Consider the following 14,110-nt stretch of genomic DNA (forward strand, 5'->3'; position numbering starts at 1 on the left):
TCACTCATTTGCCTTCTCCTCGGGCTTCTTGGCGGATCCGGTGGCTGCCCTGGCTCCGGCGGGAACAGCGGTTGCGTGGCCGTCGTCGCCGGATTCCGGTGTTTCCAGGGGAACGTAGTCGCCTTGGGACCTGTTGCCGACGCGGAGGATTTCGCCGTTCCGGAGGTACCAGATGGCGCCGTCCTCGGCCCGGACACGCGTAATCCGCAGGCCTACGGATTCAACGGTACCAATGACTTCGCTGGTGACGATCACGTCGCCGATTCCGTATTGGTCTTCGATGGTGATGAAGATTCCGGCGAGGAAGTCGCGGATCAGCTGTTGCGCGCCGAAACCGATGGCTACACCGAGGATGCCGACGCTGGTGAGCAGGGGAGCGACGTCCACGTTCATGAATTTGAGGACGTAGATGATCACGATGACCACCACGATCACGCTGACCAGGCTGGTCAGCAGCGAACCGATGGTTTGCGCCCGCTGCGACCGGCGTTCATGGTCCAGTGCCCTGATGGCGGGCTGCACCCATTTGAAATGCGGTTTCTTGAAGAACGAGCTGCCGGAGGCAACCCTCCGTGTGATGCGCAGGATGATGAAGCGTGCCACGGTCCACACCAGCAGGCCAACGCCCACTGTGATGAGGATCGAGACTACATCGATCTTTTCCGGTTCAATCGTGAGGGTTTCCATGGGAGGGAAGAAGGTCAAGGTGTACAAGCTCCTTGTCGTCGGCCCGTGTTCGCCTGGCGCGGAACACTCTGTCCACCATTAACCCTATCGCCGTAGCGTAGCCGCATGCGCATCCTCGTCCTGGGCGGTACCGCCTTCCTGTCCGCCGAAATCGCCCGGCAGGCCGTGGCCGCCGGGCACGAGGTCACCTGCCTGGCCCGGGGTACTTCGGCACAAGCGCCCGACGGCGTAGCCTGGGTCCGCGCGGACCGTGCCTTGGGTTCCGCCGTCTTTGACGGGCTCGCAGGCCGCCGTTGGGACGAAGTGGTGGAGGTGTCACGGGACCCTGTTCAGGCAAGGGTGGCCCTTCAGGCCCTGGGCGCGGATGCCGGCCACTGGACCTTCGTCTCCAGTTGCTCTGTTTATGCTGACCATTCGGTTCCGGGCGCTGCCGAAGACTCGGCGCTGCTCAAGCCCCTGCCGGAGGATCAGGCCGGGACGCCGGAGACCTATGGCGAATCAAAGTCCGCGATTGAGCGAATGACCCGGGACCTGGTGGGGGAGAAGGCCCACATTGTCCGGTCAGGGTTGATCGGGGGACCGGGTGACGCTTCCGACCGCTACGGCTACTGGCCTGCACGGTGCGCCCAGGGTGCGGAACGTCCTGTGCTGGTGCCCGACATTGCCGGTGATCCCACCCAGATCATCGATGTGCGCGACCTCGCCTTCTGGGTCATTGACGCTGCCGTGCGTGGGCTGGCGGGCTCCTTTAACGCCCTGGGGGACGTGGTGCCTTTTGGCGACTACCTGGAGGCTTGCCTGCGTTTGGCCGAGGACCGGCCCCACGTGGTGACGGCGCCGGAAGAATGGCTTGCTGACCAGGGTGTCGGGTACTGGTCGGGTCACGATTCGTTGCCGCTGTGGCTGCCGCCGGGGCATGAGGGATTCCAGGCCCGCAGCAACGACGCTGCGCGGGAACAGGGCATGGTGTTGCGGCCCTGGCGGGAAACCCTGCGGGACACCCTCGCCGATGAGCGGCTGCGGGGACTCGGGCGGGACAGGAAAGCCGGGCTGTCACCGGGTACGGAAAAAAGGCTCGTGGCACTGATGCCCGCCTGACAGCGTCAGGCAACTGCCGCCGTCGTCACGGGCTCGTGGCGGACCGGGAAGTTGACGCTGCGCGCTATGAAGCAGACCTGGTTGGCTTCGTGGTGCAGCTGCGCCATGAGCTCGGCATGGGCGGGGTCCACGACTGCCACCTGCGGCTTCAGGGTGACGCTTCCGAACTGGCCGCTGCCGTCGCGGTTGAGTTTCATGAGCCCTTCGGCGTGGTCCTCGTAGGCCGTGACCACAACGCCGTGCTTGACCGCCACATGAAGGAAGGACAGCATGTGGCACTGCGACAACGCCGCCAACAGGAGTTGCTCCGGGTTGTAGCGTGACCGGTCGCCATGGAAGGTGGGGTCCGAAGAACCCTGCAACGTGGGCAATCCCGGGATTTCGACGTCGTGGTCGCGTGAGTACCCGCGATAGCTGGACGTTCCCTCGCCGAGGTTTCCGGTCCAGCGGACGGTCAGCGCGTAGTGGTGTTCGTTCAGGCCCATGCGGACAGTCTGCCACTTATTGGAGACTGTCCGCAGGACCTCAACGTCTCAGGCGTCGGCAGCCCTGGCCCGGAGGGCGCGTGCCACCGCATCGCGGTTCTCCAGCATCATGCGGCGCAGTGCCGCACTCTCCTCCGGCAGGCCGGCAAGGAACCGGTCGGTACGGTCCACGGTGGCCTGTGTGGTGAGCTGCGCCGGGTAGAGCCCCACCACGATCTGCTGTGCCAGCGCATGGGTACGTTCCTTGACGATTCCCGGCACGGCGTCGAAATACTTCCCGGCATACGGCTCCAGCAGCGCGGTATCGGCAACCCTCATGAAACCTGCGACGGCGGATGCCTGGAGCGCGTTGGACAGCTCGCCCTTGACCACGATCGAGTCCCAGGCTGCGGCTTTGGCTTCCGGGGTGGGGATGGCTGCCTTGGCCTGGGCTGCAGCGTTCTGCCCGTTGGAGGTGTTGTCCCGGGCCAGTTCCTCGTCGATGCGCTCCTGTCCTTGCCGTCCGCCGGCAACAAGGGCAGTCAGGAGCTCCCAACGCATGTCCTGGTCCACGGTCAGCCCGGCCAGGGTATCGGTGCCGTCAAGGAGTTCCTGGATCCGGTCGAGCTGGTCCCCGCTGCGGGCCAGTTGGGCAAAGGACTTGGCAAACTGCAGCTGGGCATCCGAGCCCGGTTCAACCTGCGACGCCAGGTCCCAAAGCTTTCCGGCTGCCTCCGTGGTGGAGCGGAGCTTGTGCTCTTCGGCGACGAAGTATGTCAGTGCCGTGGCCAGTTGGCGCAGCTGGACCAGGATCACGGAGGAGTCCGTTTCGTGCGCAATGTTGGCCAGGATCAGGTCAACGTACCCACGGGCCGGTGTTTCGCCGTCGCGCGCGGCGTCCCACGCCGAGCCCCATACGAGTGTGCGGGGAAGGCTGGCGGCGAAGTCCTTCAGGTGTTCCTTGGCCGTGGCCCACGAGTCCGGGTCCAGCCGCACCTTGGCATAGGCGAGGTCGTCGTCATTAAGCAGCACCAGGTCCGGACGCTTGAGGCCCACCAGTTCCGGCACCTCGGTCCGGGGACCGTCAACGTCGAGTTCTTCACGGTGGGTGCGTTCGAGTTTTCCTTCAGGAGTCCTGTTGTAGAACCCCACTGCGAGGCGGTGGGGGCGCAGGGTGGGGTGCTCGTCGATGGCGGTCTGGTTGATCGCGAAGCCGGTAATGGTGCCCTCAGCATCTGCATCGATGGCGGGAGAGAGCGTGTTCACCCCCGCTGTTTCCAGCCATAGCCTGCCCCACTGGTCAAGGTCGCGGCCGCTGGCTGCTTCCAGTTCCACCATGAGGTCTGCCAGTTCGGTGTTGCTCCACGCGTGCTTGCCGAAGTAGGCCCGCACTCCGGACATGAACTGTTCAGGACCAACCCAGGCCACCAGTTGGCGCAGGACGGATGCTCCCTTGGCATAGGTGATGCCGTCGAAGTTGACCTCAACGTCCTGGAGGTCGTTGATCTCGGCAAAGATCGGGTGGGTGGTGGGAAGCTGGTCCTGCCGGTACGCCCAGGACTTCTCCACCGAGGCGAACGTCGTCCAGGCCCGGTCGAATTCGGTGTTCTCCACGGCTGCCAGGTGCGACATGTACTCGGCGAAGGATTCGTTCAACCAGAGATCGTTCCACCAGCGCATGGTCACCAGGTCACCGAACCACATGTGGGCCAGTTCGTGCAGGACCGTGATGGCGCGGCGTTCAACCTGTGCCTCCGTGACTTTCCCGCGGAAGACATAGCCCTCAAGGATGGTGACGGCGCCGGCGTTCTCCATGGCTCCGGCGTTGAATTCGGGGACGAAGAGCTGGTCGTACTTCTCGAACGGGTACGGACACCCGAACTGCGCTTCGAAGAACTCGAAACCCTGACGCGTCAGTTCGAAAATGTTGTCGGCATCCAGGTACTGCATCAGGGACTTGCGTGCGAAGACGCCCAACGGGACAGTGCGGCCGTCGCTGCTGGTCACTTCGGAGCGGACGGACTGGTAGGGCCCGGCGATGAGCGCGGTGACATAGGACGACAGCCGCGGTGTCGGAGCGAACTTCCACACGGAACGGGCTGATCCGTCTTCCCCCGCGTCTGCGGGTTCCGGTGCAGGTGTCGGGGAATTTGAGATGACATCCCAGTGGGCCGGTGCAGTGATGGTGAAGGTGAAGGAGGCCTTCAGGTCCGGCTGCTCGAAGACGGCGAACATGCGCCGGGAGTCGGGAACCTCGAACTGCGTGTAGAGGTATACCTCGTTGTCCACCGGGTCGACGAACCGGTGGAGTCCTTCGCCGGTGTTCATATACGGGGCATCGCTGACAATCGTCAGTTCATTGTCCGCCTCCAGGGCGGGCAGGCTGATCCGGACGCCATCGGATACCTCGGCAGGGTCCAGTTGCCGGCCGTTGAGCGTCACGCTGTGGACAGTTTCGGTAATGGCATCAATAAACGTTGAGGATCCCGCGGTGGCGGAGAACCGCACCACGGTTGTCGATCCGAAGACGGTGGCACCTTTGGTGAGGTCCAAAGTGACGTTGTAGGACTCGACGTTGAGTATCGCAGCGCGCTGCGCAGCTTCTTCGCGCGTCAAATTCAGGCCTGGCAAGATGCCTCCAGAGTGGTCGGGGTGGCAGGCCGGGCTGTTCCGGCCTCAGTGTGAAGCCATTCTTTCACTCCACGCGGTGATGGCAAGGAGGCGGCGTCCCGGTGTCGCTGGTTCGGAGTAGCGTTGGATCATGGGAACGTTCCGCGATTCAATGGATATCCGGGCCCTGCGGTTTGCAGTGGTCTTTCCGTTGTTGCTGGCCGGCGGCTTTGTTGTCTGCGCCCAACTGCTGCGGAACAGCTTGCCGGAGCCCGTTGCGGTCATGTGGAATTCCGACGGCGGAAGCTCGTTTGCGCCTTTCGGCGCCTACGTTTCAGGAGGCGCAGCCCTGATCACCCTCGTCGGCTGGATCGCGTTTTTCCAGGCTGTTCCCGTTTCCCGTCCGGTCATCATGCGGCGGGTCCTGATGGGGATGGGCCTGCTGGTGAGCTTGTTCGTGACAGCTGTCCTTGCCGCCGGGCTGGTGGGGCAGTCGGGTGCCGTCGATGCCCGGTCCACGCACGTTGACCCCGTCATCCTTGCCATGGGCAGTGGTGCCGCCGTGGCACTCAGCGTCGTCATGATGATGGCCTTCAAGCCCGACCCGCGATGGACGAGGGAGGACGACCAGGCGCTGGAAACTGCAGCCTTGCTGGCTGCCGACCCGGACCTTGCACGGGACAGCCTGAGGATGTGGGTCCATGCCCGGAGTTCGGTCTTCATCATGATCATCGTTGCAGCGGTCTTTCCTGCCGTCCTCATTGCGGTTGCCCTTCCCTGGCTGGGTGCCCTCCTGGTGGTTGCCGCGCTGGTCGGGGCCGGTTTCCTCTTTGCCCGGGTACGGGCGGACAGGGGAGGCCTGCAGGTCTTCGCCGGGGGAATCGTGCGCGTCCTGACCGTTCCCGCCGTCGACATCGCTGCTGCCGCCCCTACCGACGTGAAGGCTGCGGACTACGGCGGTTGGGGCTGGCGCCACCATGACGATGCCACTGCCATGCTGGTCAGCAGCGGGCCCGCTGTGGTGGTTCGGAAGCTGAACGGGCGGCGGGTCGCGCTCAGTGCCGGCACGGCGGCAGCGGCCGACAACCTCGCCGGAATACTCAACCGGGCCGCGGAGAGGGCCCACCGCGGAGGAGAACCCGGGCAGCCGGGGTCGCGGTAACCTAGGTAGCGCATCCCTCCCCACCGCGCCCCGGCAAGGATCCGGACCAGCGCACTCGAAAGAAACGGACTTCCTGTGACTAAACCCCGCGTCCACATCGCCACGGACCACGCAGGCATGGAACTCAGCGCCCACCTGGTCAGCCACCTCACCGCCCAGGGCTACGACGTGGTGGACCACGGTCCCAAGGAATACGACGCGCTGGATGACTACCCCTCGTTCTGCATCAATGCAGGTGAGGCAGTGGTAGCGGACCAGCAGCAGGGGATCCACGCGCTCGGAATCGTCCTGGGCGGCTCCGGCAACGGCGAACAGATCGCCGCCAACAAGGTCAAGGGCGTACGCGCTGCCTTGGCGTGGAACCTCTCCACGGCAAAGCTGGCCCGCGAACACAACGACGCCAACGTTATCGCCGTCGGCGGCCGTCAGCACAGTGTCGAGGAAGCCACCGGGCTTATTGAGGCGTTCCTCCAGGAGCCGTTCAGCAATGACGAGCGCCACGTCCGCCGCATCGGCAAGATTGCCGTCTACGAAACCACCGGCGAGATCGTCCAGTAGTGCCCGAAGGTCATTCCGTCCACCGGCTGGCCCGGCAGTTCCAGGACGTGTTCGCCGGAGAGCGCCTCCAGGTCAGCAGCCCCCAGGGGCGGTTTGCCGAAGGCGCTGCCCTCCTGGACGGGCACGTCCTGGAGGAAGCCATGGCGCACGGCAAGCAGTTGTTCCTGCAGTTCGGAAACGGCCTGTCCCTGCACGTGCATCTGGGGCTTTACGGTGCATGGAGCTTCGGCGGCGACAGTTCGTTCACGGGCGCCTCAAGCATCGGTGCGCCCCGCCGGATCGGAGAACGCGAGACCGGTCCGGCGGGGGACGAGCCTGTCTACACGGGGCCGCCGCCACCGGTTGGGGCCGTGCGTGTCCGGCTGGTATCCGGCCATGGATGGGCGGACCTTCGAGGAGCCACCACGTGCGCTGCCATCACGGCGGACGACGTCCGGTCTGTCCTTGACCGCCTGGGGCCGGATCCGCTGCGGAATCTGCCAGGTGACCGGGAGGAGTTCGTCCGCAGGCTCCGACGGCGCAAAACGGCGGTCGGCCTGCTGATGATGGACCAGTCGGTGCTGGCCGGCGTCGGCAACATCTACCGTGCGGAAGTGCTGTTCCGGCAGGCTGTTGATCCCTGGACCCCGGGCACGGCGATCGACGCCGAAACGGCCGGGAGGCTGTGGGACGACACTGTCTCCACCATGTCCGACGGTGTCCGTGACGGCAGGATCGTCACCACGCCTCCGAGGCTCTGGACCGGGGGCCACGGCAGCGCGCCCGACGCCGATGCCCACTTTGTCTACAAGCGGCAGGGTCTGCCCTGCCGGGCATGCGGAACGCTGGTGGGCATGACTGAGATTGGTGCGCGGAAACTCTATTGGTGTCCCGGCTGCCAGGTTTAGTCGCAACGGGTGGTCTTTAACGCCGAAGGAGCCCCGATCCTGGTGGATCGGGGCTCCTTCTTGTCCTGGAGGGGACGACGGGAATCGAACCCGCGTAATCAGTTTGGAAGACTGAGGCTTTACCATTAAGCTACGTCCCCGGGTAAAGATCTCCGTTCCGGACATCTTCCCGGTGGCTGTTCGAGCCGGGTACAACTAAACCTAATTACGGCGGCGGTGTCAAATGTGCATTCCCGGCCCGCTTGCCCGTAGACTGTCCTGTGCATTCGGGGTGTAGCTCAGCTTGGCTAGAGCGCCTGCTTTGGGAGCAGGAAGTCGCAGGTTCAAATCCTGTCACCCCGACTCTGTGTTTGTGCCCGCTCCGAGGGGCGCGGCAGAACCCCATACCCACAAAACCAGGAGTACTTAGACTGTGAAGAGCGCTGTCGAGAACCTCACCGCCACGCGGGTCAAGCTCAATGTTGAGGTTCCGTTTGAAGAACTGAAGCCGAGCATCGATGCCGCTTACAAGACCGTTGCTTCGCAGATCCAGGTACCGGGATTCCGCAAGGGCAAGGTTCCCTCCCGGATCATTGACCAGCGCGTCGGTCGCGGTTACGTCCTGGAGACGGCCATCAACGACGGCCTCAATGGCTGGTACCAGGCTGCAGTCCAGGAAACCGGTGTGCGTCCGCTGAGCCGTCCTGAGGTCGAGATCACCGAGGTTCCGGACCCGTCCGCTACCGAGGGTGAGCTCAAGTTCCAGGTAGAGGTCGATGTCCGACCGGAGATCGAACTTCCCGACTACGCCGGCATCAAGGTTGAGGTTGCCGCCGCAGAGTCCTCCGAAGCCGACGTCGACAAGGCCCTGGACGAGCTCCGTGGCCGTTTCGGCACGCTGAGGTCCGTTGACCGTCCTGCGCAGAACGACGACTTCCTCACCATCGACATCACTGCCACGATCGACGGCGAAGACATCGATTCCGCAGCCGGTCTGTCCTACCAGGTTGGCGCCGGGACCATGCTCGAAGGCCTTGATGAGGCCGTCACCGGTCTTTCCGTTGACGAGGAAGCAATCTTCGACACCACCCTCGTTGGCGGTGACCACGCCGGCGAAGCCGCCCAGGTGAAGGTCGTCGTCAAGGCCGTCAAGGAGCGCGAGCTTCCCGAGGCCAATGACGATTTCGCCCAGCTCGCTTCCGAATTCGACACCCTTGCTGAGCTCCGCGAGGACCTCGCCAAGCAGGCGGCCGACTCCAAAGTCGTCGGACAGGGCGTCGAAGCCCGCGACAAGGTACTCGACAAGCTCGTTGAACTTGTTGAGGTTCCCGTCCCCGCTTCAGTTGTTGACGAGCAGGTTGAGGCCCACTTCAACCCGGAGAACTCGCACGGCGAAGGTGACCACGACACCGAAGAACACCGCGCCGAGGTTAAGGCCAACACCGAGCGCGCCTTCCAGAACGAGGTCATCCTCGACGCCATTGCGGACAAGGAAGAAGTCGAAGTCAGCCAGAACGAGCTGATCGACTACATCGTCACCACGGCCAGCCAGTACGGCATGGACCCGAACCAGTTCGCCCAGATCATTGATCAGAGCGGCCAGGTTCCCATGATGGTTTCCGAGGTTCGCCGCCGCAAGGCCCTGGCTGTCGTGCTGGGCCAGGCCGAGGTTGTTGACTCCGAGGGCAACAAGGTCGACCTCACCGACTTCGTGCGCCCCGCCGGGGAAGTTGAGGCCGGCGAGGCCGCTGCCGAGGCCTCCGAAGAAGCCGAAGTTGCTGCAAGCGACGACCCCGCAGCAGTGAAGTTCTAACCAGCTGTAAAGGACGGCCCTGGATTCCAGTAATCCAGGGCCGTCCTGTTTTAACCCCTCCGCACCATCGCCCCGGCGCCGGAAGACGTCACCCGCCGGCCAATGGTGCGCCGTCAGCGAACAGCGCGATTCCGGCGAACAAAACGCCTGTCAAAACGGTTAGTGTCCAAGTAGTGAAGTTCAGTGAGGTCACTGGCACAGAGCGAGAGGTAAGCACTTATGTCACAGCAATCAGCGGCTCCCCGGATGGCAACTGTCGATCCCGCAGCCCAGGACAACTACATCTACAACCGCCTGCTGAAAGAGCGCATCATCTGGCTCGGCTCTGAAGTCCGTGACGAGAACGCGAACGCGATCTGCTCACAGCTGCTGCTGCTCTCGGCTGAGGACCCCGAGAAAGACATCTACCTCTACATCAACTCGCCCGGCGGTTCCGTCACGGCAGGCATGGCCATCTACGACACCATGCAGTTCATCCCGAACGATGTTGTCACCGTCGCCACCGGCCTTGCCGCTTCAATGGGCCAGTTCCTGTTGTCCTCCGGCACGAAGGGCAAGCGCTATGCCACCCCGAACGCCCGTATCCTGATGCACCAGCCGTCCGGCGGCATCGGCGGCACGGCCTCGGACATCAAGATCCAGGCCGAACTGATCCTCCACATGAAGAAGGTCATGGCCGAACTGACGGCGGAGCAGACGGGCCAGACCGTCGAAACCATCCTCAAGGACAACGACCGCGACAAGTGGTTCACTGCCACCGAGGCACTGGAATACGGCTTCTTCGACAAGATCTCGGCGCATGCCGGCTCCGTGGCCGGTGGCGGCGGAACGGCCAACCAGTCGGATGCCAACAACAACTAGCCGGCATAGAGAACCACTGAAAACCAGGAGCAATTGACATGAACTACAACTTCGGATGGTCCGCCGGCAACCTCCCCACCAGCCGCTACGTCCTGCCCCAGTTCGAAGAGCGCACGCCCTACGGCTTCAAGCGCCAGGACCCGTACACCAAGCTGTTTGAGGACCGCATCATCTTCCTCGGTGTGCAGGTGGACGACGCCTCGGCGGACGACATCATGGCCCAGCTGCTGGTCCTGGAATCCACCGACCCGGACCGCGACATCACCCTGTACATCAACTCGCCGGGTGGATCCTTCACGGCCATGACAGCCATCTACGACACCATGCAGTACATCCGGCCCGAGATCCAGACGGTTTGCCTGGGCCAGGCTGCCAGCGCTGCGGCAGTACTCCTGGCGGCAGGCACGCCGGGCAAGCGCCTCGCCCTTCCGAACGCCCGCGTGCTGATCCATCAGCCCGCGCTGTCCGGAGGCCAGGGCGGGCAAGCCTCGGACCTGGAAATCCAGGCGGCTGAAGTCATGCGCATGCGGACCTGGCTAGAAGACACGCTGGCCCAGCACTCCGGCCGGACGTCCGATCAAGTCAACAACGACATTGAGCGCGACAAGATCCTCACCGCGGAAGAGGCCCGGGCTTACGGTCTGATCGACCAGGTCCTGGACTCCCGCAAGATCAAGCCCCAGGCAATCGCCCGGTAGCACTCGGAAATTCACGCCGGTGCGGTTCGCGAAACATGGACCGCACCGGCGTTCTGTTTCCACCCAAGCAGCCCATTGTGACCTAGAGTGGATGTTGTCACGGTGGTGCCAACCGCGGCGAAGCCGCACACTTGAGTACGGCGCGGAGCCGCATCACCCGCATGCAACGAAGGGATTCCCACATGGCTCGGATTGGCGAGAGCACGGACCTGTTGAAGTGTTCTTTTTGCGGAAAGAGCCAGAAGCAGGTACGCAAGCTAATAGCCGGTCCCGGTGTGTACATCTGCGATGAGTGCATCGAGTTGTGCAACGAGATCATCGAGGAAGAGCTCGCCGAAGTTTCCGATCTCGGCAGTTTTGAGTTGCCCAAACCGCGGGAGATCTTCGACTTCCTGCAGGAGTACGTGATCGGGCAGGAGCCCGCCAAACGATCCCTCGCCGTTGCCGTCTACAACCATTACAAGCGCATCCAGGCCGGCCACGCGCCCAAGAGTGGAAGCCTCGGAGAGGGCGGCCACCACGAGGACGTGGAGATCGCCAAATCCAATATCCTGCTGATCGGTCCTACCGGCTGCGGAAAGACCTACTTGGCCCAGACCCTGGCCCGGCGCCTCAATGTTCCGTTTGCCGTGGCAGATGCCACGGCCCTCACGGAGGCAGGCTACGTCGGTGAGGACGTGGAGAACATCCTGCTCAAGCTGATCCAGGCCGCGGATTATGACGTCAAGAAGGCCGAACAGGGCATTATCTACATCGACGAGATCGACAAAATCTCCCGCAAGAGCGAGAACCCGTCCATCACCAGGGATGTTTCCGGTGAGGGCGTCCAGCAGGCCTTGCTCAAGATCCTCGAAGGGACGGTTGCCTCCGTTCCGCCGCAAGGCGGACGCAAGCACCCGCACCAGGAATTCATCCAGATTGATACCACCAACGTGCTGTTCATCGTTGCCGGTGCTTTTGCAGGGCTCGAAGACATCATTGGTTCGCGTTCGGGCCGCAAGGGGATCGGCTTCGGTGCCCAGCTCAACGAAGTCCGGGACAACGTGGACACTTACGGTGAAGTCATGCCGGAGGACCTGCTCAAGTTCGGGCTTATTCCCGAATTCATCGGCCGCCTCCCGGTCATTACGACGGTATCCAACCTGGACCGGCCTGCCTTGATCCAGATCCTGTCCACGCCCAAGAACGCGCTCGTCAAGCAGTACCAAAAAATGTTCCAGCTGGACGGCGTGGAGCTTCAGTTCGACGACGACGCGCTCAATGCCATCGCCGACCAGGCCCTGGAGCGCGGAACGGGAGCCCGTGGACTCCGCGCCATCATGGAGGAAGTCCTGCTTCCCGTCATGTTCGACCTTCCCAGCCGGGACGATATTGCTACGGTTGTGATTACGGCCGATGTCGTGGCCAAGAAGGCCCAACCGACCATGATCGCCCACGACGTCGTCGCCAAGCGGCGGAATAAGTCCGCCTGACGCCCGGTTGCAGCAAAGAGCGGGGCTTGCCGCTTTACCACGCCCCTAGCGTCCTATTCCGTCCTTCAGAGGAGTTTTGCCGTGCCTGAACAGAACACGCCCGATCAGACCGTCACCAAGGCCGATTTCTGGTTCGACCCCGCGTGCCCGTTCGCGTGGATTACCTCGCGCTGGATCGGTGAGGTGGAGCAAGTGCGCGGCATCGAAACGGAATGGCACGTGATGAGCCTCTCCGTGCTTAACGAGGGCCGTGACCTTCCGGAAGAGTACCGGGCCCTGATGGACCAGAGCTGGGGGCCGGTGCGCGTCATCATCGCAGCCCAGGAGTTGCACGGCAGCCAGTACGTCAAGCCGCTGTATGACGCCATGGGCGAGGAGATCCACCACGAGGGCAACAAGGACCGCCCGTCGGTCATCCGCAAGGCCCTGGCTGAGGTGGGACTTCCCGCGGAACTGGCGCGCTTTGCCGAGTCGGAAGAATATGATGCCCAGTTGCGTGCCAGCCACGAGGCGGGCATTTCCCTGGTCGGCCAGGATGTGGGGACGCCCGTGGTGGCATTCAACGGCACTGCCTTCTTTGGCCCCGTGCTGACCCGTATCCCGCGCGGCGAGGATGCAGGCAGGATCTGGGACGCCAGCGTTGCGTTGGCCGGCTACCCGCACTTCTTCGAACTCAAGCGCAGCCGCACCGAGAGCCCTGAATTCAACTGACCCCTACTTCAGGAAACGGGACGTCCGTCTGTCCGCCAGGATCTTTCCGTCGGTCTGGCAGGTAGCACAGTATTGCAGGGAGGTGTCCGCAAAGGACACCTCCCTCACAGTGTCACCGCACACAGGGCAGGGTTGTCCCGTCCTGGCGTGAACCCTGAAATTGCTCCGCTTGGTGTCCTTCAATTCGCTGGAAGGCTTACCGGAAGCCGCATTCACGGCGCCTACCAGGATCTCCTGCATTGCGGCGTACAAATGTTCAATGGTTTCCCTGTCCAGTGATTTGGCGATGGCGAAGGGTGAGATCCGGGCAGCATGCAGGATCTCGTCGCTGTAGGCGTTGCCGATTCCGGCGATCACGCCCTGGCTCCGCAGCAGCCCCTTGATCTGCTGCGGGCTGTTCCCGACGATCGCCGCGAGGGCCTCGACGTCGAAATCCGGGCTGAGTGGTTCCGGCCCCAGGCCCGCGATGCCGGGGACGTCCTGGGGATCCCGAACCACGTAGATGGCCAGGCTCTTCTTGGTTCCGGCTTCGGTCAGGTCCAGGCCCAGGTGGGCGTCGTCACTGGAGCGGTGCAACAGCAGACGCGCTGCTATGTTGCTTTTGCCCATGCGGAGGCCGGCAGAGGACGGATGCTCGGTGTACCGGACCCAGCCTGCCTTGGCAAGATGGAACACGAAGAACACACCGTCAGTATCGACGCAGATGAATTTGCCGTAGCGCCGCACGCCACTGATGGTCCGTCCCTCCAATGCGGTGTAGGGCGGATCTGCCGTCTTGAGCGCGGCGATGGAGTTAATACGGACACTCGTCAGCACCGCTCCGTTGAGTTGCGTGTCCAAGTAGGTGCACAGGCCGTGCACTTCGGGCAGTTCCGGCATGGAATTACTCTGCCACAAGCTGGCCCAAAAGACTCCGGAAACTACAGGATTGTAGTTTTCCCGGAGGCCTTGTGGAACGCTCCGGGCAGGACAACAATGGTTCTTACCCACTTCGAAAGAAGAGGGACACGGAAACCGAAGATTCAGTGATATGCAGTCAACGCAGCCTTTGGCAAAGTTGGCAGCAAGCTACCAGTGACGAGGTAGGAAGACCTGAAATTCCAAGGATTC

13 protein-coding genes and 2 tRNA genes are annotated in these 14,110 nt (G+C 63.2%); 10 read left to right on the forward strand and 5 right to left on the reverse strand.

From position 1 onward, the window contains the following. A complete protein-coding gene (locus tag ACSVIE_RS09260) occupies positions 1-687 on the reverse strand; it encodes a mechanosensitive ion channel family protein (RefSeq protein ID WP_442423710.1) in 687 nt (228 codons plus the stop codon). Between the two features lie 105 nt (positions 688-792). Between ACSVIE_RS09260 and ACSVIE_RS09265 the strand changes: the two genes are divergently transcribed. Further along, positions 793-1,785, forward strand: a complete 993-nt coding sequence (locus ACSVIE_RS09265; protein WP_442423632.1) for an epimerase — start codon at positions 793-795, stop codon at positions 1,783-1,785. A 5-nt stretch (positions 1,786-1,790) separates the two neighbouring features. On the opposite strand, the gene ACSVIE_RS09270 is transcribed toward ACSVIE_RS09265, so the two are convergent. Further along, positions 1,791-2,270 (reverse strand): OsmC family protein, encoded by a 480-nt coding sequence (locus ACSVIE_RS09270; protein ID WP_442423633.1) that lies wholly within the window; start codon positions 2,268-2,270, stop codon positions 1,791-1,793. Positions 2,271-2,318: 48 nt separating this feature from the next. Continuing rightward, positions 2,319-4,880, reverse strand: a complete 2,562-nt coding sequence (pepN, locus tag ACSVIE_RS09275) for an aminopeptidase N (RefSeq protein ID WP_442423634.1) — start codon at positions 4,878-4,880, stop codon at positions 2,319-2,321. Between the two features lie 130 nt (positions 4,881-5,010). Between pepN and ACSVIE_RS09280 the strand changes: the two genes are divergently transcribed. The 3 genes from ACSVIE_RS09280 (at position 5,011) to ACSVIE_RS09290 (ending at position 7,466) form a co-directional block, all read left to right on the forward strand. Continuing rightward, complete coding sequence (locus ACSVIE_RS09280) at positions 5,011-6,021, forward strand: hypothetical protein (RefSeq protein ID WP_442423635.1); 1,011 nt, start codon at positions 5,011-5,013, stop codon at positions 6,019-6,021. Positions 6,022-6,096: 75 nt separating this feature from the next. Beyond that, positions 6,097-6,579, forward strand: a complete 483-nt coding sequence (locus tag ACSVIE_RS09285; RefSeq protein ID WP_442423636.1) for a ribose-5-phosphate isomerase — start codon at positions 6,097-6,099, stop codon at positions 6,577-6,579. Next, positions 6,579-7,466: an Fpg/Nei family DNA glycosylase gene (locus ACSVIE_RS09290; RefSeq protein WP_442423637.1), complete on the forward strand. Its 888-nt coding sequence runs from the start codon at positions 6,579-6,581 to the stop codon at positions 7,464-7,466. Before ACSVIE_RS09285 ends, ACSVIE_RS09290 begins: the two co-directional genes overlap by 1 nt. Positions 7,467-7,532: 66 nt before the next feature. Here the strand turns inward: ACSVIE_RS09290 and ACSVIE_RS09295 are convergent. Next, a tRNA-Gly gene (locus ACSVIE_RS09295) sits at positions 7,533-7,606 on the reverse strand. Positions 7,607-7,733: 127 nt separating this feature from the next. On the opposite strand from ACSVIE_RS09295, the gene ACSVIE_RS09300 reads away from it, so the two are divergent. From ACSVIE_RS09300 to ACSVIE_RS09325, 6 genes are all read left to right on the forward strand, one after another. Then, positions 7,734-7,808: transfer RNA gene (locus ACSVIE_RS09300), tRNA-Pro, on the forward strand. 70 nt (positions 7,809-7,878) lie between these two features. Then, entirely contained in the window at positions 7,879-9,258 is a 1,380-nt protein-coding gene (gene tig, locus ACSVIE_RS09305) for a trigger factor (protein WP_426002953.1), read from the forward strand. A 246-nt stretch (positions 9,259-9,504) separates the two neighbouring features. Next, positions 9,505-10,119, forward strand: coding sequence for an ATP-dependent Clp protease proteolytic subunit (locus tag ACSVIE_RS09310; RefSeq protein WP_426007548.1), 615 nt, complete (start codon positions 9,505-9,507; stop codon positions 10,117-10,119). Positions 10,120-10,157: 38 nt separating this feature from the next. Further along, entirely contained in the window at positions 10,158-10,817 is a 660-nt protein-coding gene (locus ACSVIE_RS09315) for an ATP-dependent Clp protease proteolytic subunit (RefSeq protein WP_426002951.1), read from the forward strand. A gap of 182 nt (positions 10,818-10,999) precedes the next feature. Beyond that, a complete protein-coding gene (gene clpX / locus ACSVIE_RS09320; protein WP_426002949.1) occupies positions 11,000-12,289 on the forward strand; it encodes an ATP-dependent Clp protease ATP-binding subunit ClpX in 1,290 nt (429 codons plus the stop codon). 81 nt (positions 12,290-12,370) lie between these two features. After that, the gene (locus tag ACSVIE_RS09325) at positions 12,371-13,000 is read left to right on the forward strand and encodes a mycothiol-dependent nitroreductase Rv2466c family protein (protein ID WP_426002948.1); all 630 of its coding nucleotides are present in this window, start codon (positions 12,371-12,373) and stop codon (positions 12,998-13,000) included. A 3-nt stretch (positions 13,001-13,003) separates the two neighbouring features. Here the strand turns inward: ACSVIE_RS09325 and ACSVIE_RS09330 are convergent, their stop codons facing one another. Next, positions 13,004-13,879: an Fpg/Nei family DNA glycosylase gene (locus ACSVIE_RS09330; RefSeq protein WP_426002946.1), complete on the reverse strand. Its 876-nt coding sequence runs from the start codon at positions 13,877-13,879 to the stop codon at positions 13,004-13,006. Positions 13,880-14,110: the final 231 nt, after the last annotated feature.

The sequence above is a fragment of the Paenarthrobacter sp. NCHU4564 genome (assembly GCF_052156435.1).
Classification (GTDB): Bacteria; Actinomycetota; Actinomycetes; order Actinomycetales; family Micrococcaceae; genus Arthrobacter.